The organism is Streptomyces sp. NPDC051172 (genome assembly GCF_040682555.1).
Taxonomy (GTDB): Bacteria; Actinomycetota; Actinomycetes; order Streptomycetales; family Streptomycetaceae; genus Streptomyces.
In genome coordinates this window covers 1-25,092 of the sequence record NZ_JBFBBE010000083.1, presented here as the reverse complement: position 1 = coordinate 25,092, position 25,092 = coordinate 1, and the positions used below count along the sequence as shown (strand labels likewise).

The 25,092-nt window shown below is 69.9% G+C and carries 22 protein-coding genes; 12 read left to right on the top strand and 10 right to left on the bottom strand.

What is annotated here, in order from left to right; all coding sequences use genetic code 11:
- Positions 1-216 precede the first annotated feature (216 nt).
- From AB0N07_RS35770 to AB0N07_RS35755, 4 genes are all read right to left on the bottom strand, one after another.
- Positions 217-2,499, bottom strand: a complete 2,283-nt coding sequence (locus AB0N07_RS35770; protein WP_365842410.1) for a LuxR C-terminal-related transcriptional regulator — start codon at positions 2,497-2,499, stop codon at positions 217-219.
- 337 nt (positions 2,500-2,836) lie between these two features.
- A complete protein-coding gene (locus AB0N07_RS35765) occupies positions 2,837-3,646 on the bottom strand; it encodes an intradiol ring-cleavage dioxygenase (RefSeq protein WP_365842408.1) in 810 nt (269 codons plus the stop codon).
- A 142-nt stretch (positions 3,647-3,788) separates the two neighbouring features.
- Positions 3,789-4,463, bottom strand: coding sequence for a pyridoxamine 5'-phosphate oxidase family protein (locus tag AB0N07_RS35760; protein WP_365842406.1), 675 nt, complete (start codon positions 4,461-4,463; stop codon positions 3,789-3,791).
- Between the two features lie 215 nt (positions 4,464-4,678).
- Positions 4,679-5,479, bottom strand: coding sequence for an alkene reductase (locus AB0N07_RS35755; RefSeq protein ID WP_365842404.1), 801 nt, complete (start codon positions 5,477-5,479; stop codon positions 4,679-4,681).
- Positions 5,480-5,727: 248 nt separating this feature from the next.
- On the opposite strand from AB0N07_RS35755, the gene AB0N07_RS35750 reads away from it, so the two are divergent.
- Genes AB0N07_RS35750 through AB0N07_RS35740 form a run of 3 tightly spaced genes read left to right on the top strand, consistent with a single transcriptional unit; the run spans position 5,728 to position 7,196 of the window.
- Positions 5,728-6,069, top strand: coding sequence for a metalloregulator ArsR/SmtB family transcription factor (locus AB0N07_RS35750; protein ID WP_365842402.1), 342 nt, complete (start codon positions 5,728-5,730; stop codon positions 6,067-6,069).
- Between the two features lie 3 nt (positions 6,070-6,072).
- Complete coding sequence (locus AB0N07_RS35745; RefSeq protein ID WP_365842400.1) at positions 6,073-6,576, top strand: SRPBCC family protein; 504 nt, start codon at positions 6,073-6,075, stop codon at positions 6,574-6,576.
- Positions 6,576-7,196 carry a dihydrofolate reductase family protein gene (locus AB0N07_RS35740; protein WP_365842398.1) on the top strand — a complete coding sequence of 207 codons (621 nt, stop codon included), beginning with the start codon at positions 6,576-6,578 and terminating at the stop codon, positions 7,194-7,196. Before AB0N07_RS35745 ends, AB0N07_RS35740 begins: the two co-directional genes overlap by 1 nt.
- A 58-nt stretch (positions 7,197-7,254) precedes the next feature.
- On the opposite strand, the gene AB0N07_RS35735 is transcribed toward AB0N07_RS35740, so the two are convergent.
- A complete protein-coding gene (locus AB0N07_RS35735) occupies positions 7,255-7,848 on the bottom strand; it encodes a VOC family protein (protein ID WP_365842396.1) in 594 nt (197 codons plus the stop codon).
- A 315-nt stretch (positions 7,849-8,163) separates the two neighbouring features.
- Between AB0N07_RS35735 and AB0N07_RS35730 the strand changes: the two genes are divergently transcribed.
- Both AB0N07_RS35730 and AB0N07_RS35725 read left to right on the top strand, forming a co-directional pair.
- On the top strand, positions 8,164-8,856 hold the full coding sequence (locus AB0N07_RS35730; RefSeq protein ID WP_365842394.1) for a ribosome-inactivating family protein: 693 nt from the start codon (positions 8,164-8,166) through the stop codon (positions 8,854-8,856).
- An 18-nt stretch (positions 8,857-8,874) separates the two neighbouring features.
- Positions 8,875-9,165: a family 78 glycoside hydrolase catalytic domain gene (locus AB0N07_RS35725; protein WP_365842392.1), complete on the top strand. Its 291-nt coding sequence runs from the start codon at positions 8,875-8,877 to the stop codon at positions 9,163-9,165.
- A gap of 64 nt (positions 9,166-9,229) precedes the next feature.
- Here the strand turns inward: AB0N07_RS35725 and AB0N07_RS35720 are convergent, their stop codons facing one another.
- Together AB0N07_RS35720 and AB0N07_RS35715 are read right to left on the bottom strand one after the other, a co-directional pair.
- Positions 9,230-11,536 (bottom strand): glycoside hydrolase family 3 N-terminal domain-containing protein, encoded by a 2,307-nt coding sequence (locus tag AB0N07_RS35720; protein ID WP_365842390.1) that lies wholly within the window; start codon positions 11,534-11,536, stop codon positions 9,230-9,232.
- A 34-nt stretch (positions 11,537-11,570) separates the two neighbouring features.
- The gene (locus tag AB0N07_RS35715; protein WP_365842388.1) at positions 11,571-12,596 is read right to left on the bottom strand and encodes a LacI family DNA-binding transcriptional regulator; all 1,026 of its coding nucleotides are present in this window, start codon (positions 12,594-12,596) and stop codon (positions 11,571-11,573) included.
- 240 nt (positions 12,597-12,836) lie between these two features.
- Between AB0N07_RS35715 and AB0N07_RS35710 the strand changes: the two genes are divergently transcribed.
- The 4 genes from AB0N07_RS35710 (at position 12,837) to AB0N07_RS35695 (ending at position 16,951) form a co-directional block, all read left to right on the top strand.
- Positions 12,837-14,156 carry an extracellular solute-binding protein gene (locus AB0N07_RS35710; protein ID WP_365842386.1) on the top strand — a complete coding sequence of 440 codons (1,320 nt, stop codon included), beginning with the start codon at positions 12,837-12,839 and terminating at the stop codon, positions 14,154-14,156.
- Between the two features lie 50 nt (positions 14,157-14,206).
- Positions 14,207-15,052, top strand: coding sequence for a sugar ABC transporter permease (locus AB0N07_RS35705; protein WP_365842448.1), 846 nt, complete (start codon positions 14,207-14,209; stop codon positions 15,050-15,052).
- Positions 15,052-15,954 (top strand): carbohydrate ABC transporter permease, encoded by a 903-nt coding sequence (locus AB0N07_RS35700; RefSeq protein ID WP_365842384.1) that lies wholly within the window; start codon positions 15,052-15,054, stop codon positions 15,952-15,954. Before AB0N07_RS35705 ends, AB0N07_RS35700 begins: the two co-directional genes overlap by 1 nt.
- Positions 15,955-16,018: 64 nt before the next feature.
- Entirely contained in the window at positions 16,019-16,951 is a 933-nt protein-coding gene (locus AB0N07_RS35695; RefSeq protein ID WP_365842446.1) for an NADP-dependent oxidoreductase, read from the top strand.
- Positions 16,952-16,998: 47 nt separating this feature from the next.
- On the opposite strand, the gene AB0N07_RS35690 is transcribed toward AB0N07_RS35695, so the two are convergent.
- The 3 genes from AB0N07_RS35690 to AB0N07_RS35680 all read right to left on the bottom strand — a co-directional run bounded on the left by AB0N07_RS35690 (position 16,999) and on the right by AB0N07_RS35680 (position 22,007).
- A complete protein-coding gene (locus AB0N07_RS35690; RefSeq protein ID WP_365842382.1) occupies positions 16,999-17,850 on the bottom strand; it encodes a MarR family transcriptional regulator in 852 nt (283 codons plus the stop codon).
- Positions 17,851-17,978: 128 nt separating this feature from the next.
- Positions 17,979-20,318: an alpha-L-fucosidase gene (locus tag AB0N07_RS35685; RefSeq protein WP_365842380.1), complete on the bottom strand. Its 2,340-nt coding sequence runs from the start codon at positions 20,316-20,318 to the stop codon at positions 17,979-17,981.
- Between the two features lie 270 nt (positions 20,319-20,588).
- A complete protein-coding gene (locus AB0N07_RS35680) occupies positions 20,589-22,007 on the bottom strand; it encodes an aspartate ammonia-lyase (protein ID WP_365842378.1) in 1,419 nt (472 codons plus the stop codon).
- A 107-nt stretch (positions 22,008-22,114) separates the two neighbouring features.
- On the opposite strand from AB0N07_RS35680, the gene AB0N07_RS35675 reads away from it, so the two are divergent.
- From AB0N07_RS35675 to AB0N07_RS35665, 3 genes are read left to right on the top strand one after another with little or no spacing between them, the layout of a single operon-like run.
- The gene (locus AB0N07_RS35675; RefSeq protein ID WP_365842376.1) at positions 22,115-23,458 is read left to right on the top strand and encodes a dicarboxylate/amino acid:cation symporter; all 1,344 of its coding nucleotides are present in this window, start codon (positions 22,115-22,117) and stop codon (positions 23,456-23,458) included.
- Positions 23,455-24,186, top strand: coding sequence for an amino acid racemase (locus AB0N07_RS35670; RefSeq protein WP_365842374.1), 732 nt, complete (start codon positions 23,455-23,457; stop codon positions 24,184-24,186). Before AB0N07_RS35675 ends, AB0N07_RS35670 begins: the two co-directional genes overlap by 4 nt.
- A gap of 20 nt (positions 24,187-24,206) precedes the next feature.
- Positions 24,207-24,893, top strand: a complete 687-nt coding sequence (locus AB0N07_RS35665) for a GntR family transcriptional regulator (protein ID WP_365842372.1) — start codon at positions 24,207-24,209, stop codon at positions 24,891-24,893.
- Positions 24,894-25,092: the final 199 nt, after the last annotated feature.

Here is a 25,092-nt window from a genome sequence, read left to right as displayed (position 1 = left end):
TTGCACCGCAAAGCCCGGTCCGAGACCCCTGCCGGCCCGGCCCGCCGGCGATCGAGGCCGCCGAGCTCGGCCGCCTGAGCGAACCTGGTCGGCCGGGCTGCGGTTGTGGAACTCGGATCGACGTGGCCGGATGACCACTCGGGTCGCCCTCGCCGGACGAGCCGGATGTGAGCGGGACCGTCCGCTGCGCGACGGCGGCGCGAGGCGGGTGTTGCGTCACGCAGGCGGGTCTCCGGCCTTGGCCCGTGTGGCCACCCACAGGGCTATCCGTGTGCGGGACCGTAAGCCCAGTTTGTCGCGCACCTTGTCCAGGTGCGTGGCGACCGTATGGATCGAAAGGCCGAGCCGCTCGGCGATCTGACGGTTGGTCAGTCCGTCGGCGACGAGCTCGGCCACCATGAACTCCCTTCCGGTGAGCGTCGATCGGCCGTCCACGACCTCTGCGGCCTGCGTCGCCGTTCGGTGGTCGTCGCCCCTTGTCCGGAGGGCGTACGCGACAAGCCGGTCCGGGGGCAGGCGGCGGCCGCCGCCGGCGGCCGCGTCCCGAGCTGATGCCGGCAGCCGTGTACTGATACGAGTCACCGTTCGTTCCACCTGTCGTCGCCAGGGAGCCTCGGAGACGGTGTCGAGGCGGCGGCGTGCCTGTGCGCTCGCTTCGTACAACAGGAGGGCCCGTCGCGGGTCTCCACTCTCGGCGGCCACGAGCGCCAGACCCTCCACCGGGTAGAGCGCGTGAAAACTTCCTTCGGGCACGATCCGCAGCACCTCGCCGAACAGCGCCTCGGCGCTTTCCAGTTGCCCCAGGGCCAGCCGCACGGCGCCCGCCGTGTGCAGAGCGGCCGCGACCTGGTTCCACGGGGCGTGGTCCTTGAGCACGGGCAGGCAGCGGGACATGAGGGTGTCGGCCTCCAGCGCCCCGCCCGCTTGGAGCAGTGCCCAGGCCAGGTGATGGGTGCACCATGCGGTGTCCCTGGGTCTGCCCAGCGTGCCGACGACCTCCAGGCACTCACGCAGATCCGCTACGGCCGCGTCGAATTCCCCGCGGCACAGCCGCGCCGCGGCCCGCGCGTCCAGGGCGTTGGCAAGTCCGGCGGGGTGAGCGCGCATGCGCTCCACGGCCACCGCCTGCTCGCCGAGGTGCAGCGCCTGCGCCGGATCGGCCCGCTGACAGGCTACGCGCGCTGCGAGCGCCGGTACCGCTCCGCCGAGCCTCCGGGCGCCGGTTTGCGGCAGCAGTCCCGCCAGTAACGCGCGGGCGGCGGACGGCTGTTCCTGCTCGTAGTGCACGCGCGCCAGTTCCAGTTCCAGGCGTGGGCGCGAGACACCGTCGTGACCGGTGGTGTCGGCCAGAGCCGCCGCGAGGTTGTCCCGTTCCGCGGCCAGCGGATTGCCGGCCTGGTCGGGGAACACCTCGTCGCCGGCCCGGTCCGCGAGTCCGTTCAGCCACCCGAGGACCCGGTGCCTGGTGCTGTGCAACTCGCCGGATGCAAGCAGGCGCTCCAGGGCGTAGGCGCGGATGGTGCTCAGCTGTCTGAATCGTGCGGTCTCCGCGTCTCCCGCCGCCTCTCCCGGGAGACGTGCGATCAGGGACTTGGCCTCAAGGGCGCACAGGATGCCGAGTATCCGCGACGGGACGACGCCCTCGTCGGCGCAGACGGCCCGCGCCGCGGCCGTGTCGAAGCCGCCGACGAGGACCGCGAGACGCCGGAAGACGGCCTGTTCGGCCGGAGCGAGCAGGCGGTGGCTCCAGTCGATCGCGGCGGCCAGTTCGCTGTGGCGCCCGGGGCCGGTCCTGTGCCCGTCCGACAGCAGGGACAGCGGGCACATCTGGTCGCCCAGTCCTGCCAGGATGTCGCGCGGCGGAAGCGTTCCGGCCCGTCGGGCCGCCAGCTCGACGGCGAGCGTCAGGCCGTCCAGTCTGCGGCAGATCTCGGCAACCAGCCGGCCGTTTCTGCGATGCAGCGTGAACCCTGGTGAGCAGCTCGAGGCACGCTCGACGAACAGCCGGACGGCGTCCGCCCGCAGAAGGGCGTCCGGGTCGTCTCCGGCGTCGGCCGGCGGCAGCGACAGCTCACCGACGCGCAGCACGGTCTCCCCGGGTACCCGCAGGGCCTCCCGGCTGGTGGCCAGGATCCGTAGCCGAGGGCAGCGACTCAGCAAGCTTGCGATCAGCCGGGCACACGGCTCGGCCAGGTGCTCGCAGTTGTCCAGGATCAGCAGCCGACGGGCGTCGCCGATCGCGTGGACCAGGACGTCGACACCGGATCCTCCGGCCCGTTCACCGACGGCCAGGGCGGCGGCGACGGACTGTGCCAGCGCTGCACCGTCACGCAGCGCGTCGAGTTCGACCAGGTCGACCCGTCCGTGGCGGTTGGGCAGGCCCCTGGCGAACTCCAGCGCCAACCGCGTCTTTCCGACGCCGCCGGCGCCGGTCAGCGTCAGGAGTCGCGACGTCCTCAGCAGCGTACGCAGTCGCGACAGCTCCGCCCGCCGGCCCACGAAGGAGTCGAGGGCATGTGGTAGGCCGCGGCCCTGGGCGGTGGTCGCCGGCGCGGTGGAAGCGCTCTGTGCCGGCGGTGACGCGGCCGTCTGCAGCCCGCTCGAATCCGGGCGCGCCGAGCGTTGCCGGAACGCCCGTTGTCTGCATGCGCCGGAGCAGTAGCGAGCCGGTCGACCACCGCGAGGGCGACCGGTAAGTGGCGCACCGCACGACTCGCATGTCATGCTCCGGTCATCCCCGCATCCCGGCCGCCCATGCCCGGATGCGAGGCTCACGTCCGTCATCGACGCACTGGGATACGCGACTCGCGGCATGCATGGAAGGCCGGATGGAGTGTCAGGGCACGGCGTCGGGATCGATGCCGAGCACAACGGCGCCGCTCACTCCCTTGCCGAGGTCGCTGCCGACCTGCGTGAGCGTCAGCAGGGTGGAGGACCCGCCGTTGCGGTAGATGCCGTCCCTGGCGTTGGGCGTTCGCGTGGCCGTGTTGCTCCGGTAGGGGGCCAAGGCGGCGACCCTGCTGTTGTACGTCTCCGGGAAGTAGAGCTGACCGGTGTGGGAGACATGGCCTCCCTGGTACTTGCCGCTGGCGACGGTGCCGCCGACATGCGTCTTCACGTGGATGTGGAGCGCACGGCCGACGTACCAGCCGGGGTAGATGGTGGTGAATTCGGCGACGCCGCCGGAGTCGGTGAGTTGCACGCCGCGCAGGAAGGTCGTGTCCGGGGTGGAGCCGCCGGCCACGTAGCCGGAGTAGACGCCGAGAGCGTCGCAGTGCCAGATGTCGACCGCCGTGCCCGGCAGCGCGGAGCAGGTCGCGGTGTCGATCACCTTGACGCGGAGGGTGAGGGGCACGCCGGACCTGCCCTCGGTGATGTCCTTGCGGACCGTCTCCAGGTCCAGGTAGTACGGCCCCTCGGTCTGCTCGGGCGTGAGGACGCAGTCGGCGGCCTGCCGGGCCGGGACAGCGTCGTTCCGGCCTGCGGCCACGGCCGCCTGCCCGGACGGAAGCCCCAGAGCGGCCGCTCCGAGGGTCGCACCGCCCAGGGCGGCGATGACGGTTCTGCGGCTCGCACCGCCCGAGCCGCCGGCCGGCTCGGGTGCGCGCTCGCGTTCTGTGGAATGGGGGCGGGGGGTGTCAGTCATGCTGTGAGAATGGCGCGCACGGCGGTGCGCGGGATCGATCGGGTGACCGATGAATCGGGCGCGTTACGAAACGCACGCCGCCGACGTCCGCCCGGAGGTCCGGCGGGAGACAGAACATGGCAGCGCACTCGCAGGCTGGTCGTCAGCGGGAAGGCAGCCGCCTGCCTGACTCGGCTGCGGCACCGAAGTAGTCGCCGCCCTTGCGTTTGACGTCGTCCGTGCCCCACGCCTGCTCACCGTTGGCGCCCGTGTCGCCGTTTCCGTTCGCGTTCTGCCGCAGTGGTGCCTTGACCAGCCGCGGTATGTGCTTCGAGCAGTGGATGTAGGCTTCCTCGACCTCCACCTCCACCCACATCTGGGGGCGGCGGCCCGGCACCGGGTCCACCGGCAGATGCGGATGCCTCCGGCGCATCGCCTCGTCCGTGACCAACTGCGCCCGGCCGTTGACGTGCAGGCCGATACGGTCCTGAGAGAAGTCGATCATCAGGATGCCGACGTGCGGGTTCTCGCGGATGTTGCCGAGCGAGGCCATGACTCCGTTCCCGCGGTACTCCGGGTACGCCAGGGTCGCCTCGTCAAGTACCCCGAGAAAACCGGGCGGTCCGGCCCGGAACGTGTTGTCGCACTCGCCGTGGCGGTCCGCCGTGGCGAGGAAGAACATCTCCTGGCGGCCCACGAACTCCTGCATCCGCGGGTTCAGCCGATCCAGTACCTGCTCGTCGTAGAACCGGTCCGCGCGGCCGAGGGTGTCCAACTCGCGCTGCATCTGGTGTTCGCCGTGGCTTCCGGGCCGGTCGACCCGCTCGTCGTGATCCAACGATCCTCCTGACAGCGATTCCTTCAGGGCACCAGCCGAGGAGCGCCCCGGCCGCGTAGGAGAGCGTAGAGCAGATCGCTCGCACGGCTCTTCGAGGGGCGGCCGCGGGCTCCCTCCCGGTGGCGATGGGCTCAGCGAAGGAGTCGGCCCAGGTCAGCAGTCCTGGGCGGGCTTGCGGACGTCACCGTCGACGTGATCGACGCAGAAGGCGCCGCTCAGACCGTGAGGGTGGGGTGGTCGGTGCAGCCGCGGTGGTCGCCGCCGTAGAAGCCGGACGGATCCGGGGTGTTGAACGGGCCGCCGACGGCCGCCGCCGGGGCAGGTCCGGGTTGGCCGGGAGCAGTGAGCAGTAGGCCGCCAGGCCCGTGCTCCCGGTCTCGATGGGCTCCAGCGCGTCCGGGCCGGTGGCGTCGGCCTGCGTGAACGGGTTGAGGACGAACGTGCCGGGCCAGGCTTGGCGCAGGTGCACGGCAGGTCTGCGTCAGGACCTTCCAGCAGGTGCAGATGGGCCAGGTCCGGACCGGCAAGCCGATCCAGCAGCGCCGCGTAGACCTCGCTCGGTTGTCCTCGACGATGCCGTTGTACGGGTTCCCGGGCGAGATCCGCAGACCGACCCGTCGGCCGCCGATCGCCTCGGCAACGGCCGTCACGACGTCGACGGCGAAGCGGATACGGCCCTCGGTGGTACCGCTCCAGACGTCGGTGCACTGGTTGGCGTTGGGCGCGGGGAACCGGGCGATGAAGCAGCCGTCGGCTCCGTGGAGCTCCACACCGTCGAATCGGCCTCGATGGGGTCTGCGTGCTGCGTCGGCGAAGTCGGCTACGGTCTGCCGGATCTCCGCCTCGCTCAGCTCCTTCGGCGTCACGAGGTCCTTCGTGCCCTCCTTGGTGTACACCTGGCCCTGCGGTGCCACGGCGGACGGCCCGGCCGGCACCAAGGCGCCGGCCGGCAGGCTGGGGTGGCCGATCCGGCCGGTGTGCATCAGCTGCGCGAAGACCAGGCCGCGAGAGCGCACGATCCACTCGGCCCTTCGAGCCGCCGGGCGATCGGAACCCCGGTGAGGGCCGTCCGTGCCAAGGACGGCTGCGCACTCGCCTGGGGCGCGGCGAGCACCAGCGGACAGGCCCGGTGGGGGCCGGTGCCGGCGGTGCCGCAGAGCCCGTGCCCAGACACTGACCGCCGCCTCACTCCCGTCCGACCGGGGCGACCTGCCGGCCCAGATCAACTACTTGACGCATGCCGATATGGGCATACGATGAGTCCATGGCACGAGCAGCGACGACGTCGGACGTCTTCAACGCGATCGCCGAGCCGCAGCGCCGGGAGATCCTGGTGCTGCTGCGGGCGGGTGAGCGGCCGGTGACCGAGCTGGCCCGGGAGCTGGGGATGACCCAGCCGCGTGCGTCCAAACACCTGCGGGTGCTCCGGGAGGTCGGGCTGGTGCGGGACCGCAAGGCGGGCAAGCAGCGCCTGTACGGCCTTGACGCCGGCGGGCTGCGGCCGGTCCACGAGTGGACCGGCGGATTCGAGCGCTTCTGGAACGAGAGCTTCGACCGGCTGGACGCATACGTGCAGGACCTGAAGCAGGCGAGGCAGGAGGAGTAGCTGATGAGCACGACGGGACGAGGAGCGCCGGCGCAGTCCGCGACGGCCGACCGCGAGATCGTCATCTCCCGTGTCATCGACGCCCCGCGGGAGCTGGTGTTCGAGGCGTTCACCGAGGTCCGGCATCTGTCGCGCTGGTGGGGGCCGAACGGGTTCACCACCACTACGCAGTCGTTCGACTTCCGTGTGGGCGGGGAGTGGGACTTCGTGATGCACGGACCGGACGGGACGGACTACGCCGAGTGGATCTCCTGGACCGAGATCACCCCGCCCGAGCGGATCGCGCTGCTCCACGGCGAGTCCCGCGACGACCCGAACGCCTTCGTGTCGGTCCTGACGTTCGAGCCCGAGGGTGCGGCGACCCTGATCGAGATGCGCACGGTGTTCCCCACCAAGGAACTGCGCGACGAGGTGGTCGAGAAGTACCACGCGATCGAGGGCGGCCGGCAGACCCTGAGCAACCTGGCTGCCTACGTCACCGAGATCGTTCGCGAGGGAGAGCGCTGATGGCCGGGAAGGTGTTCTTCAGTGTGTCGATGTCGCTGGACGGGTTCATCGCGCCCGGGTCCCTCGGGGAGTTGATGGGGCAGCAGTGGATGGAACTGCAGCAGTGGATCTTCCCGCTCCGGTTCTTCCGGGAGAACCTGAAGCTGGGCGAGGGTGGCGAGGAGGGGCGCGACAACGACATCGCGCGAGAGACGTTCGAGCGCACCGGCGCGAGCATCATGGGCAAGCGCATGTTCGACGCCGGCGAGCAGATGTGGCCGGAGGAGGCGCCGTTCCACACGCCGGTCTTCGTCGTCACGCACGAGAAGCGTGACCCCTGGGAGCGACCGGGCGGGACCACCTTCCACTTCGTCGACGACGGCAGCCGGCCTGCGCTCGACCGGGCCCGCGACGCCGCCGGCGACCGGGACGTCCGCGTCGCGGGCGGCGGCGCGACGATCCTGGAGTACCTCAACGCCGGCCTGATCGACGAGTTCACGATCGCGCTGTCACCCGTGCTGTTCGGCTCCGGAATCCGCCTGTTCGAGGGCGTGGACGCCGCCCGCGTGGCCCTGGAGCCGGTCCGCGCGGAGCCCTCTTCGAGGGTGACGCACCTGACCTACGCCGTCCGGGAGCGGTAGGCGTACGGCGGACGCGACAGAACCCCCACGCGGTTGGCAGCCACTGGAGGGGGGAGGGTCACCCGGTGACGTGGAACTCGTTCCCACCGGCGTCGAGGAACTCGCCGGACTCCCCATCGGGCTGGGTGACCTCCAGTCGCAGCCTGTTCCGGGCCTCCTTCGGTGCCGCGGGCGGCCCCATCACCAGCGAGACCGTGCTGGTGGGCCGTCGGCGCAACCGGACGCCCCACTCGTGAGACTCGACCTCGTGCCAGTCCGCCTGGGACTGCCAGAAGGCCCGCTGTGCGTTGCGGTCCTCCTCCGCGACGTCGAGGCAGATCGCGATGAGGCCGCAGTCGGCCAGCACGCCGGGGTGCCCGGGGCGCAGCACGCAGAACTCGTTGCCCTCAGGGTCGGCCAGCACGTCCCACGGGACGTCCCCTTGGCCGATGTCGACTCGCGTCGCACCGAGTGCGAGCAGGCGCGCCGCCTCGGCCTCCCAGTCCGGCCCCCCGGCCAGGTCGAGGTGCAGTCGGTTCTTGCGCGCAGTCTTCGGCTTCGCGGTCGGCACGAACCGCAACTGCAGGCCGCCCGTTCGGCCCCGCGTCGCGTCCGACCAGAAGCGGTCCATGCGCGCGACGTCCAGCGAGTCGATCACGATCCCCGTCAGCATCCCAACCCCCGAAAAAAGCTGTCGAACCTGTCGCCGTCTCATTCTCGCCGCCACTGCTCGAACGTGCGGCCATCAAGCCACGCAGCGAGTTCCGCGACCCGTCGCTCCCGCGACCGCCCATGTCCACCGACGTGCCGTCGGAAGTGAAGACCGGTGAGGTAGATACGTGGAGCAACGACAGCGTTACGTCCGGACACGTCATGTGGAACCCGATCCTCCGGGTTGTTCGGGGCGGTGAACGGGGTCTGCCAGACAACGTCCCGGCTGTGAACGTCGGCCGTGACACCGCTGCACGTCGAACAACCGGAGCACACCATGCCGACCAGCGTCCTAGTCGTGGTAGCCCTGTCCGTCCTTCTCGGAATCCTGGTGATCATGCTGGGGTCCAGGGACACCGACACATCCGCCTCGGGGGCGGCGGAGCATGTGACGCGCAACGCCGAGACCGTCGCCGGTGGGAAGCACATCGACTTCCCACAGGTCCGCTGGAACATCAACCGCGGCTCGGGCGCCTATCTGGCCATGCTCGACCGGCTGCGCAACCTCGCCGAGACCCGGCGTTTCGCCGACATCGTGATCAGCAGCGGCAATCGCACCCCCGCGGTGCATGCGATCGTACGACTCTGCGACTTCCACGTCGTGCGGTTCTTCTCCAGCGACACCCCGCACAAATTCGTCCTGAACCTCGTCTCCGACGCGCCCGGCAGGGAGGACACCACCGACGACAACTGGTTCCTCGGCCTGGGGGGCTACGACGCCCTGGTCCGCGTCGCGAACCAGTCGCTGACCGCGGTCGACCTGAGCGAGTTCGGCCTCGAGAACAGCCTCCGGGACCTCGGCGTCCGCGGCGCCGACCGCACCGCCCAGGCGCGCGGCATGCTGCGCTACCTCATCGCCATCACCGAGGCCTCCCGGTCCCGCAACATCGCCCACCGCATCGCGAACGGCATGGACAACGGGTCCGACGTCTTCTTCACCGCCGAGCAGGTCGGCCTGATGAGTCACTAGACCGGCAGCACGCCACCCGTGCCCGCGGCCTCACGCCCGGCACGGGCGCCGGCATCATCCTGCGGCGCGCCTGCGCGGCGGCGGCCCGAGACCTGGGAGCCACACTTCACCCTCCACGGCTTCCGGTACGCCGAAATCACAGGCCGGCGCGGCGGCTTCCCGGGTCTCGACATCGTCGCCCACGCCCACCACACCGGCATGACCAGGACCGGCTGGTTCGACTGCTCCAACGAGCAGGTCAGCCGTCTGCACGAGAACGTGGGCCTTTGGAGAAGCGGTCCGCGTCGTCGCCGTACTTGCCGGGGGTGACGTCGACCGCCTGCGATCGCGGACGTCGGCCCACGGCGCAGGCGGTCGAGGGAGGTGCGGCAGCTCAGTCGACGTATGCCGGCGTGTGCAGCACTCTGGCGTGTCCGACGCGGCGGGTCGAGCCGGTCAGCTGGATGGTGCCGGTGAGCCGGATGTCGGTGCTGGAGGCGCCGAGCCGGACGGTGATCTCGCCGGGTTCGACGATGCGGTGCAGGTCGGGCCCGGTGTAGGCGAGGCGGTCGGCGTGGAGGCGGAAGGTGACCCTGCGCTCCTCGCCGGGTGCCAGACGGACGCGGGCCAATCCCGTCAACTGTGTTACGGGGCGGGGAAGTTGCGCGACGGGGTCCGCGGTGTAGAGCTGGACGACTTCGGAGCCGGGCAGGTCGCCGGTGTTGCGGACCAGGCAGCTGATCTCGACCTCGCCGTCGGTGGCGATCCGCTCGGCGCTCATCTCGAACCCGTCGTAGGCGAAGGTCGTGTACGACCGTCCGTGCCCGAAGGGGTAGGCCGGCGTGGGGTCGAGGTTGCTCACGCCCTGGGTGTTGCCGCCGAGCGGGGCGTGCAGGTAGGTGCCGGGCTGGCCACCCGCCGTCCGCGGGACCTGCACCGGCAGCTTGCCGGAGGGGTTGATCCGTCCGGTGAGTACCCCGGCGAGGGCCGGGCCGCCCTCCTCGCCGGGGAAGAAGGCCTGTACGACGGCGGCCACGCGGTCGGCGTAGGCACCGAGCGCGTACGGGCGGCCGGAGACGACGAGCAGGACCACCGGGGTGCCCGTGGCCAGCAGGGCCTCGACCAGTTCGCCCTGGACGCCCGGCAGCGAGAGGTCCTCCGCGTCGCAGCCCTCGCCGGAGGTGCCGAGGCCGAAGAGGGCGGCGCGGTCGCCGACCACGGCGATGCAGACGTCGGCCTGCCGGGCCGCCTCCACGGCCGCCTCGATTCCGCCGCGGTCGATGTTCTTGACCGGGCAGCCCTGTTCGTGGGTGATACGGGTGCCGGGCAGCTCCGTGGTCAGGCAGTCCAGCAGGGTGCGGGCCTCGATGCCGTTGTCGTGCCCCGGGTGGTGGGGCAGGACGTGGTTGGGGAAGGAGTAGCAGCCGAAGAAGGCGTTGGCGTCGTCGGCGCACGGGCCGACGAGGGCGATGGATCCGGTGTCCGCGGCCAGCGGGAGTCGTCCTGCGCGGTTGTCCAGCAGCACGATGCTCTGCTCGGCCAGTTCGCGGGCGACGGCCCGGTGCGCGGGCGGGTCGAGGTCGATGGGATCGTCGCCGGTCACCTCCGGGGCGAAGTCGGCGTCGAGCAGCCCGAGTTCGGCCTTCTGGCGCAGCACGCGCCGTACCGCCCGGTCGACGAGGTCCTCGGAGACGGTTCCCTCGCGGACGAGTTCGGCGAGGGGTTCGCCGTAGCAGAGGGTGTCGGGCAGTTCCACGTCGATGCCCGCGGTGAGCGCGCGGGCTCCGGCCTCACCCTCGGTGGCGGCGATGCGGTGCATGGTGCGCAGGAAGGCGATGGACCAGTAGTCGGAGACGACCGTGCCCTCGAATCCCCAGTCCTCGCGCAGCAGCCGGGTGAGCAGGTAGGGGTCGGCGCCGGCCGGCATGCCGTCCACGTCGGCGTAGGAGTTCATGACCGAGCGGGCGCCGCCCTCCCGTATCGCCGTCTCGAACGGCGGCAGGATCACGTCGGCGAACTCCCGCGGGCCCATGGAGACGGGCGCGTGGTTGCGCGCGGCCTTCGAGGCCGAGTAACCGGCGAAGTGCTTGAGGGTGGCGATGATGCCGGCGCTCTCCAGGCCGCGTACGTACGCCGAGCCGGTCGTCGCGACCAGGTACGGGTCCTCGCCGAGGGTCTCCTCGACGCGTCCCCAGCGGTAGTCGCGTACGACGTCGAGGACGGGGGACAGGCCCTGGTGGACGCCGACTCGGCGCATGCTCGCGCCGATGGCGTTGGCCATGCGCTCGACGAGGCCCGGGTTGAAGGCGGCCGCCCAGGCCAGGGGGGTGGGGAAGACGCTGGCGTGGTGGGTGGTGAAACCCGTCAGACACTCTTCGTGGGCGATGGCGGGGATGCCGAGCCGGGTGCTGTCGATCAACTCACGTTGCAGGTAGGCGAGTTGCCGGGCTCCTTCGAGCGGCTCGATCGGCTTGGTGCCGAACGGGCGGGTGAGGTGGCCGAGTCCGTCCTTGCTGGCATGACCGAAGTCGGTGTGGCGGGCGAAGACGTCCTGCATGGGGGCGACATTGCCGCTGACCCGCTCGACGCCGGGCCAGGCGCTGCCGAGCTGGGCGAGCTTCTCCTCCAGGGTCATCTCCGCGAGCAGGGCCTCGACCCTGTCGTCACGAGGGCAGGCCGGATCGGCCCAAGGTGTCGTCATGGTGCGTTCCTCGGGGTGGTAAGGCGCGGAAGTGTCAGGTGTGCGCGGGTGGCGGGGCGGTGGAGCCCCGGACCACCAGCTGGGTGGCCAGCTCCACACGGTGGCTGTCCAGGGGTTCGCCGGCGGCGAGGCGGAGCAGCGTGCGCAGGGCGGCCCGGCCGATCTCGGCGAACGGCTGCCGCACGGTGGTCAGGGGAGGGGCCGAGGTGCCGGCGGCGGCGGTGTCGTCGAAGCCGACGACGCTGACGTCGTCCGGGACCCGCAGACCGTTGACCCGGGCGGCCTCGATGACGCCGAAGGCCTCCAGGTCGTTGCCGGCGAAGACCGCGGTGGGCGGCTCGTCGAGGGCGAAGAGCTCCAGGGCGGCCTGGTAGGCGGGTTCGAACCGGAAGGCCCCCCGCTTGATGAGCCGGGGGTCGGGCGTGATGCCGGCACCGCTGAGCGCAGCCTGATAGCCGTGCAGGCGAGCCGTGTTGCAGACGGCGTCGTGCCGGCCCTCGATCATCGCGATCCGGCGGTGGCCGAGCTTCAGCAGGTGCTCGGTGGCCGCCATGCCGCCGCTGAAGTTCGTCGCGCCGATGCTCGGCACACTCTCGTCCGGCACGTTCATCGGGTCGATGAGCACCAGCGGGATGTCGTGCTGGGCGAACTGCGCCCGCTGCTGGGCGGTCAGTTCGGACGTCACCAGGATGACGCCCTCCCGGCCGGCGCCCGCGATCTTCCGGGCCCAGGCTGCCCCGAGCGGGTCCTGGGGTGCCGTACCGATGACGACGTCGACCCCGGCCTCGGCCGCGGCCTCCGTGACACCCTGCGTGATCACCAGGTTGTTGGGGTTGACCAGCTCGTCGAAGGTCAGGTCGACGGTGCGCACCGGTGACTGCGCGCCGCCCGGACCGCGGGCCACGTAGTCGTGCTCCACCAGCAGCCGCTCGATGCGCGCCCGGGTCTCGGGCGAGACGTCACTGCGGCCGTTGACCACCTTGGAGACGGTGGCCACGGAGACCCCGGCCGCCTCGGCGATGCCGGTCAGTGTTGTCCGCTCGACGGCTCTCTTCGCCATGCTGGTCCTTTCGCTGGTTTACGGGGACCGTAGCGCAAGCTTTCGCGAGGTTCCAAGGGGTATCGACGATGTAAGTTCCTCGGTCCGCACCTCTTGACCCGCCTCAACCGCGCACCTAATTTGTCGGCCAGAAAACGCAGAGGTTTCGAAAACTTTCGAATCGCCCGCACTTCATCACATCCGACGCGGCCGACGAGCCGTCCACGCGATCGAACCTCTGAAGAGCCGAAGGAGCTCACGATGACCTCGAGAATGCCCTCCCGCGCCCTCATCACCGCCTCGGCGGCCGCGCTCAGCCTCACCCTCGCCGCCTGCGGCAGCAGCGGGCGCACCGCCGGCGGGGCCGGCGGAGACGGAACGCTGGCCTGGGCGCTCACCCAGGGCTCGGAGGCCACCTTCCGGGCCTCGGCCACTCAGTGGAACAAGGACCGGCCGGGCAGCAGCATCACCTACCAGTTCTTCCAGAACGACCCCTACAAGCAGAAGCTGCGCACCGCCGTGGGCGCCGGCAACGGTCCCGTCCTGTTCGAGAACTGGGGCGGCGGCGGGCTGAAGAGCTATGTCGACGCGGGGAAGGTCGCCGACCTCACCGCCGATCTCGACGCCGCCCCCGTCTGGAAGAACCGCATCTTCCCTTCGGTGCTCCAGTCGGCGACCTTCGGCGGCAAGGTCTACGGCGTTCCCGTCAACGGCGTGCAGCCCGTGGTCCTGTACTACAACAAGGACCTCTTCCAGAAGGCGGGCGCCCAGCCGCCGAAGACCTGGGACGACCTGCTCGCCCTGGTCAAGAAGCTCAAGGCCCAGGGCATCGCCCCGGTTTCCATGGGCGGCGCGTCCAAGTGGCCGGACCTGATGTGGCTGGAGTACCTCGTCGACCGCGTCGGCGGACCCGACACCTTCGCGAACATCGCCGCCGGAAAGAAGGGCGCCTGGTCCGACCCGGCCGTCCTCCAGGCCACCCGGATGATCAAGCAGCTGGTCGACGCGGGTGGCTTCGCCAAGGGCTTCACCTCGGTCTCGGCCGACACCGGCCAGGCCGAGGCCCAGCTGTACACCGGCAAGGCCGCGATGCTCCTCCAGGGCAGTTGGGGCTACGGCTCCATCAACACGGGCTCGCCGAAGTTCGTCTCCGAGGGGCATCTGGGCTGGGCCGGCTTCCCCTCCGTCGCCGGCGGCAAGGGCGACCCGACGAACACAGTCGGCAACCCGGCCAACTTCTTCTCCCTGTCCGCGCAGGCGAGCGCGAAGGAGAGGAAGGCCGCCGTCTCGTACCTCAAGGACGGCGTCTACAACGACACCTACGTCGACAACCTGCTCAAGAACGGTGACGTCCCGCCGGTCAAGGACCTCGACGCCAAGATCAAGGCATCGGCCGACCCGGACTGGTCGTCATACGTCTACAACCTCACCCGCGACGCCAAGAACTTCCAGCTCTCCTGGGACCAGGCGCTCAGCCCGGGACTCGGTGACGCCCTGCTCACCCACCTGGACCAGCTCTTCCTCGGTCAGCTCAGCCCCGAGCAGTTCTGCGCGCAGATGGACAAGGCGGCGGCGAAGTGAGCACCGCCAAGGCCTCCGCGTCCGCCCGGCAAGGCGGTCCGCCCTTCCTGATGGCCCTGCCGGCCCTGCTGCTCTTCGCCCTCTTCGCGCTCGTGCCGATGGCGATCGTCGTCTACCTCAGCTTCACCCGCTGGGACGGACTGGGCAGCCCGGCATGGGCGGGCACCGACAACTGGCACGAGGCACTGACCAGTTCCGTCACCCGGCACGCTCTCTGGCTCACCGCCAAGCTGATGGTGCTGTCCTGGGTGGTGCAGACCCCGCTCAGCCTGCTGCTGGGCGTCTTCGTCGCCGGCAGACAGCGCTACCGCGCCCTGCTCGCCGTCTTCTACTTCGTCCCGCTGCTGATCTCCACGGCCGCCATCGCCGTCATCTTCAAGAACCTGCTCGATCCCAACTTCGGCCTGGGCGCGGCCCTGAAGCTGCCCCTGTTGAACCAGGACTGGCTGGGCGACCCCCAACTCGCCTTCTACGCCGTGGTGTTCGTCATCGCCTGGCAGTTTGTGCCGTTCCACACGCTGCTCTACCAGGCCGGAGCCCGGCAGATCCCGGCCTCCCTGTACGAGGCGGCGTCGATCGACGGCGCGGGCCGGCTCGCCCAGTTCTGGCACGTCACCCTGCCCCAGCTGCGCTACACGGTCGTCACCTCGTCCACGCTGATGGTCGTCGGCTCCCTCACCTACTTCGACCTGGTCTTCGTCCTCACCGGCGGGGGGCCCGGCTACGCCACCCGCATCCTTCCGCTCGACATGTACATCACCGGCTTCCAGAGCAACGAGATGGGCCTCGCCAGCGCCATCTCCGTCGTACTCGTGGTGGCAGGCCTTCTTCTCTCCCTCGCCCTTCTCCGCTTCTCCGGCTTCAACCGGATGCGCAGCCAGCAGGCAGGTATGTGATGTCCGCGCTCTCCCACGCCCCGACCACCGACTCCCAGGCCCGCCCGGCGCCCATGACCGCGGGTACGCCGGACCGCTTCGCCCGTCTGCGCCGCAGCAACCCGCTCGGCGCGCTGGGCGGTGTGCTGTGGCTGGTGATCGTCCTCGTCCCGGTCTACTGGGTCGTCGTCACCAGTCTGCGCACCCGCGAGGGCTTCTTCGACGCCGACCCCCTCGCCCTGCCGACCAGCCCCACCCTGGCCAACTACCGCCTGGTCTGGGACAACGGCTTCACCCACTACCTCCTCAACAGCGCTCTGGTCACTGTCGGCGCGACCCTGCTGACCCTCGCGGTGTCCTTCCTGGCCGCCTACGCCATCGTCCGCGGCACCAGCCGGGCCCTGCGCTGGGCGTTCAACGTCTTCCTGCTGGGCCTCGCCATCCCGCTGCAGGCCACGATCATCCCGGTGTACTACCTGATCGCCAAGGCGCAGATGTACGACACCCTGCTCGCGATCGTGCTGCCCTCGGCGGCCTTCGCCATCCCCCTCACGGTGATCATCCTGGTCAACTTCCTGCGGGACATCCCCGACGAGCTGTACGAGTCCATGCGCGCCGACGGCGCGGGCCACTGGCGCATGCTGCTGAACCTGGCACTCCCGCTGTCCCGTCCCGCGCTGATCACGGTCACGATCTACGACGCCCTGAACGTCTGGAACGGCTTCCTCTTCCCCCTGATCCTCACCCAGAGCCCCGACAAGCGGGTCCTGCCGCTGTTCGTGTGGAGCTTCCAGGGCGAGTTCACGATCAACATCCCCGCCATCCTGGCCGCGGTGGTCCTCTCCACACTGCCGATCCTCGCCCTCTACGTCCTTGGCCGGCGTCAGCTCATCGGCGGGCTCACCGCCGGTTTCGGCAAATGAGAGGTCCTCGGACGGAATGTGTCCCTTCGGGCCCGTGTTGCTCCCGGACATGAGCGAAGCAGTAGTGGCAAGCGCGTACGGCGGTCCCGAGGCCCTGTCCGTGGTCGAAGTGGCCGTCCCGGAGCCCGGGCCGGGCCAGGTGCGCATCGCGGTCCGTGCCGCAGGCGTCAACCCCTTCGACCACAAGGTGTACAGCGGTGCCTTCGGAACCGACCCGGCACGGCTGCCGCTGCGGCTGGGCACCGAGGCCGCCGGTGTCGTGACCGCGGTGGGAACCGACGCGATCGGTCCCGCGGGTCCGGTGGAGACCGGCGACGAGGTGATCGTCCATCGCGCACCGGGCGCCTACGCCGACGAACTCGTCGTACCGGCTTCGTCAGTGGTGCCCAAGCCCGCCCGACTGTCCTGGGAAGAGGCCGGCGCACTGATGGCCGCCGGAGTCACCGCCGTGCACGCTCTCGAAGCGATCGGCCCGGGCAAGGGCGAGACGGTGCTGATCCACGGCGCCGCCGGCGGAGTCGGCCTGATGGCCGTGCAACTGGCGGTGGCGCGCGGCGCCACCGTTCTGGGGACGTCGCGCCCGGCCAAGCACGAGCTGCTGCGGGAGCTGGGAGCGGTCCCGGTCGCGTACGGACCGGGACTGGCGGACCGTGTGCGGGCGGCGGCGCCGGAGGGCATCCAGGCCGCGGCCGACCTGGTGGGCACCGAGGAAGCGGTGGACGTCTCCGTGGAACTGGTGGCGGACCGCTCCCGCATCGCCACCATCGTGGCCTTCGAGCACGGGGCCCGGGCCGGCATCAAACTCCTCGGCGGCGGCCCCGGCGCGGACCCGGGTACGGAGATTCGGGCCGCGGCCCGTCTGCAGCTCACCGCAGAGGCCGAGGCAGGACGACTGCGCGTCCTGATCGCCGGTAGCCACCCGCTGCGCGAAGCCGCCGACGCACATCGCCAGATCATGACCGGCCACGTCACCGGGAAGATCGTTCTGATCCCGTAGCGCCGCCGGGAACGCCTCGAGGTCCCCGTCCCGTCGGTTGCTGTGCGTCACTTCGAGCCTGTGGCCACCAGGGTCGCGGTGATGGGTTCGAGTTCGGTGGTCAGTTCGTCGAGTTCGGCGGGGGAGAGGGCTTCGTAGGGCGGGGCGGCGAGTTCGTCGGTGAGGGCTTCGATGCGGTGTTTGACTTCGCGGCCGGCGTCGGTGAAGTGGCCGCCGGTGTCGATGAGTCCGCGTTCGCGCAGGCCGTCCATGACGGCGGCCAGCCGCTGTTTCGGCAGGTGATGGATGCGTCCGAACGACTCCGCGGGGTGGATGCCCTGGTCCAGCGCGCAAAGGACATGGGCTTCCGTGCCGCCGATGCGTGCGCCGACGAGGGCGGCGATGTGTCCGTCGCCGCGGTGCTCGCGCAGCATGGTCGCGGAATGCCACAGGCGGGCGACGGGGTCGCTCGGGACCGCAAGGGTGCGCATGCCGGCGTACATCACCCGGCCTTCGGTGGGGGCGCTCGTGGCGGCCTTGGTGGTCAGGTCGGCGGCGCGCACCAGGCCCGGGGAGCCGGTCAGCTCCTCGCCGAGGATGCGGCGCAGGGAGGCCGCGCTGCCCCGCTCCCGCGCGGCGACGGAGGCCTCGGGCGGGATCGTCTCCCAGGCGCTGGGGATGTGCCGTGCGGCTTCGCCGTCGGCGAAGTTGTAGAAGGCTGCGTGCACGACTTGGGCCTCCACGCGTCCCAGTGGTGCGGCGCGGCTGGCGAAGTAGCCGTCCCAGTAGGTGCGGTGGCCCAGTGCGGCCAGCTCCTCGTTGCATTCGTCGGCGCAGTAGGTGACCAGGCAGATCGGCTCCAGGAGCTCGAACATGCGACGGGCGATGTGAGTCTTCGGATGCAAGCGCGTCGTGCCCATCGGGCTCTCCATTCGTCTCGGTGTACCGACTTGGACCGTCCGGCACACCGAAACTCATCGGTGACCGAAGGGGCTTCCTGGCTCAGGAAGCCCCCTTGGCCGATGTGACGGTCGCTCGTCAACCGGCGTCAGAGCGCCACGATCTGCCAGTCCTGGTTGGCGCCGCCGGCGGTCGGCCACTGGATGACGTCGGCGCCGTCCGACGTGGACGCGTTGGCGACGTCGGCGCACCAGCCGGTGCGGATGTTCACGAGCCGGTAGTAGCCGCTGGTGGTGGAGGGGACCAGCTTCCACCACTGGTTGTCGGTGCCGGAGTCGGTCCACTGGTCGAGGTTCGCGCCCTGGGCGGAGCCGCCGGGGCTGTCGAGGACCTTGCCGCTCCTGACGTTGGACAGCCGGTAGGAGCCGTCGGTGTCGGGCAGCAGTTTCCACTGCTGGTTGGTGCCGCCGGTCCAGGGCCACTGGATGACCAGGGCGCCGTCGGCGGTCGCGGCGTCCTTGACGTCCATCACCTTGCCGCTGTTGCGGTTGACCAGCTTGAAGGTGCCCAGGTCCGCGGTGAACGGCCGGTCGTAGACCTCCAGGCTGCGGATGGAGGCCCACACGGCGGAGGGCAGGCCCGTGACCGTGACCCGGACGTAGCGCGCCTGGGCGCGGAAGAGGGCGACCTGGACCTGGCTGGTGCTGGTGGTGGCGGTCAGGTCGGCCAGCGTGGTCCAGGTGGCGTTGTCGGTGGAACCCTCGATCCGGTAGCGGTAGTTGGCACCGTCCTTCTCCCAGGCGAGGCGGGTTCCGGTCAGGGAGCGGGTGGAGCCGAGGTCGACCTTGAGCCAGTGGCCGGTGTTGCCGTCGTCGGCACACCAGCGGGTGGAGGTTTCCCCGTCGACAGCCTTGCCCGCGGTGTTGCCCTTGGACGTCTCCTCGCTGTCGGCGGTGGCGGTCTTGCCTGCGGCGATGTCGCCCGGCTGCACGGAGCGGTCCAGCGTGACGCCGACGACGCTGTCCTCAGGGTGGGTGGTCCGGTCGATGCCGGTGATGGTGACCCGGCCGTCACCGCCGACGGTGGAGGACAGGCTGGTGCCGGAGCGTACGTCGAACACGCGGGTGACCTGGGCGTCCCCGATCGACTGGGTGGTGAACGAGGTGCCGCTGTAGCCGGGCAGCAGGTGGACGTAGAAGGTGTTGTCCTTGTACGTGTAGCCGTACTGGCCGTCCACGGGGTCCCACGGGCCGCCGCGGGTGGAGTAGACGGACTGGCCGCAGGCGGTCATGAAGGCCCCGATCCGGCGCAGCAGGCTCGCCTGGCCGGAGGGAACGGTGCCGTGCCGGTCCGGGCCTGTGTTGACCATGACCGTCATGTTGCGGACCCAGGCGTTGACCAGGATGTTCATGGCGGTGGCGTAACTCATCACCTGGCCGTCGGAGTTGTAGCCCCAGGTGCTGCCGACGCTGAAGACCTTCTCGCTGACCTTGCCGGTGCGGATCGCCCCGGACGGTACGGAAGAGCCCTCCTCGCTGGCGTAGTCGCCCATCCAGCCGGAGCGTGAGGTGGCGACGATGTTCGGCTGGTGCTTGCGGACCATGCCCATCAGACCCAGCGGGTTGCCGGCCGAGTCGGTCTCGCCGTAGGTGGAGTCCACCGGCCACTGGTTGGCCGGGTCGCGGAACCGGCCGGGCTCCCAGAAGAAGGCGCCGTCGGCGTCGGTGCCCTGCTCCGCGATCCAGCCGCCGTCCCACCACAGGTCGTCGATCACGCCGTACTGGGTGACCAGCTCCTTGACCGACTCGTACACCTCGGTCTTCATGATCCGAGCGTTCTCCTTGTGCGCCGGATCGGTGGTGTAACCCCACGGGTTGGTCGCGCAGTTGGTGCCGGTGACGTCGTAATAGCCCGGGTAGCGCCAGTCGATGGGGGAGTAGTACAGGCCCACCTTCAGCCCCGCTGCGCGTACCGCCGCCACATAGTCCTTGACGAAGTCACGGCTCAGCGGCGCCTGACCGGAGCTCCAGGCGTTGGGGTGGTTCAGCGGCCACAGCGCGAACCCGTCATGGTGACGGGTCGTCAGGGTCACGTACTTCGCCCCGAAGTCCTTCGCCAACTGTGCCCAGGCCGTGGGGTCGTAGGCGTCCGCGGTGAACTGCTCACTCGTCGCGTCGGTGACGTACTTCTGGTAGTTCGCCGGAGTGATCGGGGCGTTGTGCATCCACCACTCGCCCTTGGCAGGGCCCGAGTAGACACCCCAGTGGATGAACATCCCCAGCTTGGCGTCCTGCAGCCACTGCACCTTGGAGTCCGGCTGCTGTTCGAGGCCCATGTCGGTCTTCGGGATCCGCAGGGGAGGGAGCGGCAGCGGGTTGGCGGTCGCGGCGTATGCGGGGGCAGCCATCACGGTCGGGCCCACGACGGCGGTCACGGTTGCCGCCGCCGTTCCGGCGAGTAACGAACGACGTGAGAGAGCTCTGGGCACAGTTGTTTCCTCCTGCTCGTTGGTGTTCGGATCGCTTCAGCGTCGGGGACCTGGGCAGCCAACGGTGCCTATGGAAGACATGGGATGCATTAAGGGTGATTGGCGAGGCTGTTGTCCAGAGGTGGGAGAAAGTTTCCTTATAGCGCAGGGAGTTATGGAGGGCGATCCGGGAAGCGTGGACGCAGTCATTGGATGACTGGTGACGTTCCGCCCAGGCGCCGTGTTGAGGTTCGATCGCGTTCGAACCGTTGACCGGCAGTGTGCCGTCGTTCACGCCCTGGCGGTCAACGATGGTGGGGCGGAATGCCCGGTGAGGTTCTCGGGCCGCAGGATCACGTCCAGTTGCTCGGCGGTGAGCAGGCCGGCCTCGGCGGCGAGGTCCTTGACCATGCGGCCGGAGGCCAGTGCCTGGCGGGCGAGCGTGGTGCTCGCGGCGTAGCCGATGTGCGGGGCGAGTGCGGTGACCAGCCCGACCGAACGGTGGACCGTGTCGTGGAGGTGGGCGCGGTTGGCGGTGATGCCGGGGATGCAGCGGGTGGCCAGCGTGTCCCCGGCCGCGCGCAGGTGCGCGAGCGAGCGCAGCAGGCTGTAGGCGATGACGGGTTCGAAGGCGTTGAGCTGGAGCTGTCCCGCCTCGGCGGCCATGGTGACGGTCAGGTCGTTGCCGATGACCTCGAAGGCGACCTGGTTGACGACCTCGGGAATCACCGGATTGACCTTGCCGGGCATGATCGACGAACCCGCCTGCACCGGCGGCAGGTTGATCTCGCCGAGTCCGGCGGTGGGCCCGGAGGAGGTCAGGCGCAGGTCGTTGCAGATCTTGGAGATCTTCACGGCCACGCGCTTGAGAACGCCGGACAGCTGGACGAAGGCACCGCAGTCCTGGGTGGCTTCGATGAAGTCGCCTGCGGGCCGGACGGGTTCGCCGCTGAGCTCGGCGAGGTACGCACAGGCGAGTTCGGCATAGCGGGGGTGGCCGTTGATGCCGGTGCCGATGGCGGTGCCACCGAGGTTGGACTCCAGCAGCAGGGCAGCGGACTCGCTCAGGCGCCGGCGATCCTCCTCGATCATGACGACATAGGTGGTGAACTCCTGACCCAGCGTCATGGGCACGGCGTCCTGGAGTTGCGTACGGCCGATCTTCAGCACGTCGCTGAACTCCGCCGCCTTCTCGGCGAACGCCGTGGCCAGTGCTCCCAGCGAATCGCCGAGCCGGCGCAGTGAGGTGACCAGGGCCAGCCGTACGGCGGTGGGGTAGACGTCGTTGGTGCTCTGGCCGAGGTTGACGTGGTCGAGCGGATGGATCATCTCGTAGAACCCGCGGGGATGCCCCAGGTGCTCCAGGGCCCGGTTGGCGATGACCTCGTTGGCGTTCATGTTCGTCGAGGTGCCGGCCCCTCCCTGGATCGGGTCGACGACGAACTGCTCGTGCAGCTGCCCGGCCCGGATCTCCGCGCAGGCGTCGATGATTGCTTCGGCGATGTCCGGCGGCAGCAGCCCCAGGTCGCGGTTGGCCCGGGCGGCCGCCTGCTTGACCGCGGCCAGTGCGGTGATCAGGTCCGGGAACTGGGCGATGGTCGCACCAGTGATCGCGAAGTTCTGCACGGCCCGCGCGGTGTGCACGCCGTAGTAGGCGTCGGCGGGGACCTCCTTGTCTCCGACCAGGTCGTGCTCGATGCGTACGGCCATCTGCTGCTCCTCGTATTGCGGGGCCCCTTGACAGGCCCCCACGTCCGGCCTCAGTGTTGCCGACCAACACGCAGAACGCAATATATTGCATATGGCAGGAGCAGCCCATGGACACCGCACACCGCAGTCCCACCCACGCGGACACCCCACCAACCCGGCCCTCGGGCTTCCTGCGGCGATGTCTGAACGTGCCGATCGGCATCCAGTCGATCATCGCCGTCGGTCTCGGCGCCCTGATCGGATCCCTCGCCCCGGCTGCGGGCGAGCAGATGAAGATCCTCGGGGATGTGTTCCTGAACCTGGTGCAGGTCGTCGTCCTGCCCCTGGTCTTCCCGCTCATCGTGCTGGGCATCGCCCGCATGGAGTCGGTCAAGAAGGTCGGCAGGATCGCCGGAAAGGCCATCCTCTACTTCGAGCTCGTCACCACCGTGATCCTGCTGATCGCAGTGGGTCTGGCCAAGTTCACGGGCATCGGCAAGGGCGCCCCCGTCCACGGCGCCGACGCCAAGGACCTGGGCGGTCTGAGCCAGGGCATCGACTTCCACGATCTGGTCCTGCACGCCGTACCGAAGAACATCTTCGCCGCGTTCGGCGAGGGCAATCTGCTCGGCGCGATCGTCTTCGCTCTCCTCGTGGGCATCGCCATGTCCGCGATCGGCGAGAAGTCCGAGCCCTTCGCCGCCGTCCTGGAGTCGGTCGCCGCGGTGATGTTCAAGGTCGTCGGCCATGTCATCCGCATCGCGCCGCTGGGCGTGCTCGGCTTCATCTCCTACGACGTCGCCCACTACGGCTTCGGCAACCTGCGCAGCCTGCTGGGCTTCATCGCGGTGGTCTACGCGGGCCTGGCCATCGTCATCGGCGCGCTCTTCCCGCTGATTGCGGCGATCTACCGCATCCGCTACGTCGAACTGCTCAAGTCCATCGCGGGATTGGCCGGAATCGCCTTCGTCACGCGCAGTTCGGAGGCCGTACTCGCCCCCCTCATGGGCAAGTTGGAGGAGTTCGGCGTCAGCCGCTCCACGACTTCCTTCGTCGTCCCCCTCGGCTACTCCTTCAACACCGACGGCTCCGTCCTCTACCAGGCCGCCGCCCTGGTGTTCCTCGCCAACGCCTACGGCGCCGACACCTCCCTGCCTGCCCTGCTGCTCATGGTCGGCGTGCTCGTGATCCTCTCCAAGGGCATGGCCGGCGTCGCCTCCGCCTCCATCGTGGTCCTCATCGCCGCCGGCAACTCCCTCGGCCTGCCCGCCGAAGGCATCGCCCTGCTCCTCGGCGTCGACTTCATCGTCGACATGGCCCGCACCGGCGTGAACGTCATCGGCAATTCCCTCGCCGCCGCCGTCGTCGACAGCTCCGAGAAGCGGCGCGCAGCCAAACGAGGCAGTGGCGAAACCATCCACACCCCGGCCGAGCCCGAGACCCCGTCCCTGCACAAGGAACCGGCACAGTGAGCATCCCCACCACGGAGATCATCGGCATCCTCGGCGGCATGGGCCCCGCCGCCACCGCCGACTTCTACGCCAAACTCGTCGCGACGACCCCCGGCGCCGGCGACCAGGACCACCTGCGTACGGTCATCTGGTCCGACCCCACCATCCCCGACCGCACCCAGGCCCTGCTCGGCGACGGTCCCGACCCCACCCCGTGGCTGCTCGACGGCAGTCGCGTGCTGCGCGAGGCCGGTGCCACGGTCATCGCCATCCCGTGCAACACCGCGCACGCGTTCGTCCCCCGCATCGCCGACCATGTCGGCCTGCCCATCGTCCATATGATCGGCGAAGTCGCCCGGCACCTCGGGGCCATGGGCCCGCGCCTGCGCACCGCCGGACTGCTCGCCACCACAGGCACCGTCCGCGCGGGCCTGTATCAGGACTGGCTGGACCGCTTCGGCATCCGTATCGTCCTGCCCGACGACGCCAGCCAGACCCAAGAGGTCATGACCGCCGTACGAGCGGTGAAATCCGGCACCTACGACGACGCGACGACTGCTCTGCTGGCCCGCGCCGCACACCGGCTGATCGAACGGGGCGCGCAGGCGGTGATCGCCGGCTGCACAGAGATTCCGCTGGGGCTTCCCGAGAACGCCGTGGACGTCCCGCTCATCGACCCGGCCGTGATCCTGGCTCGGGCCCTCGTCCACCGCGCCAGGAAGGGGGCCGCCACCGAAGGAGCCGACTAGAGCGATGTACTGTATGCAATATGTCACTCGACAGTCCGGTTTCCCGCCGTCTCCTCAGCGACGAGGTCTTCCATCGCCTGCGCGACTCCATCGTCCGCGGCGAACTCGCCCCCGGAGAAAAAGTCAAGGACGGTGAGCTCGCCGAGCGCCTCGGTCTCAGCCGCACGCCCGTGCGCGAGGCGCTCGCCCGGCTCGCCGACATCGGCCTGGTCGAGGCCAAGCCCGGCGTCTACACGCGCATCACCACGCTCAACCGCCGTGACGTCGAAAAGACCCTCGCGGTCCTGCGCTCCCTCGACCGGCTCGCCGTCGAAACGGCCGTGCCCGTCATGACGAAGCAGGACCTCCAGACCATGCGCGAGGCCAACCGGGACTTCGAGCGGGCCGTCGCCGCCAACGACACCGCCGCCGCGCTCGCGGCCGACGACCGCTTCCATGCCGTACCGATCGGGGCCGCGGACAACCCCGTACTGAGCCGGATCGTCCAGCAGCTGCACCCGCAGATCCACCGCATCCTGTACCGCAAGTTCTCCACGCTGCTGGGCGGCCGCAACACCATCGAGCACCACGACCAGCTCGTGGGGATCTGCGCCACCGGCGATGCCCGTTCCGCCGCCGAACTCTCCGCACAGCACTGGTCCGAACTCGGCGGACACATCAACGAACTCTTCGACACCAACCAGTTCGTCGAGCCGACTGCGGGATGAGGGGCCATCCTCTGCGGATTCGGCGTCCGGCCTGCCTGCCGGGACTGGGAGGATAGCGCGTCGTCGCGGACGACCGGCGCGGGCACGGCGCCGGCGTGACGCCCGGTCTTGCCGCAAGGCCGGGAAGTTAAGGCTGGCTGGGGCGCTGTCCAGGCGCGGGTGGGCGTGCTGGCCCTGCGGTGAATGACGAACGGGACCG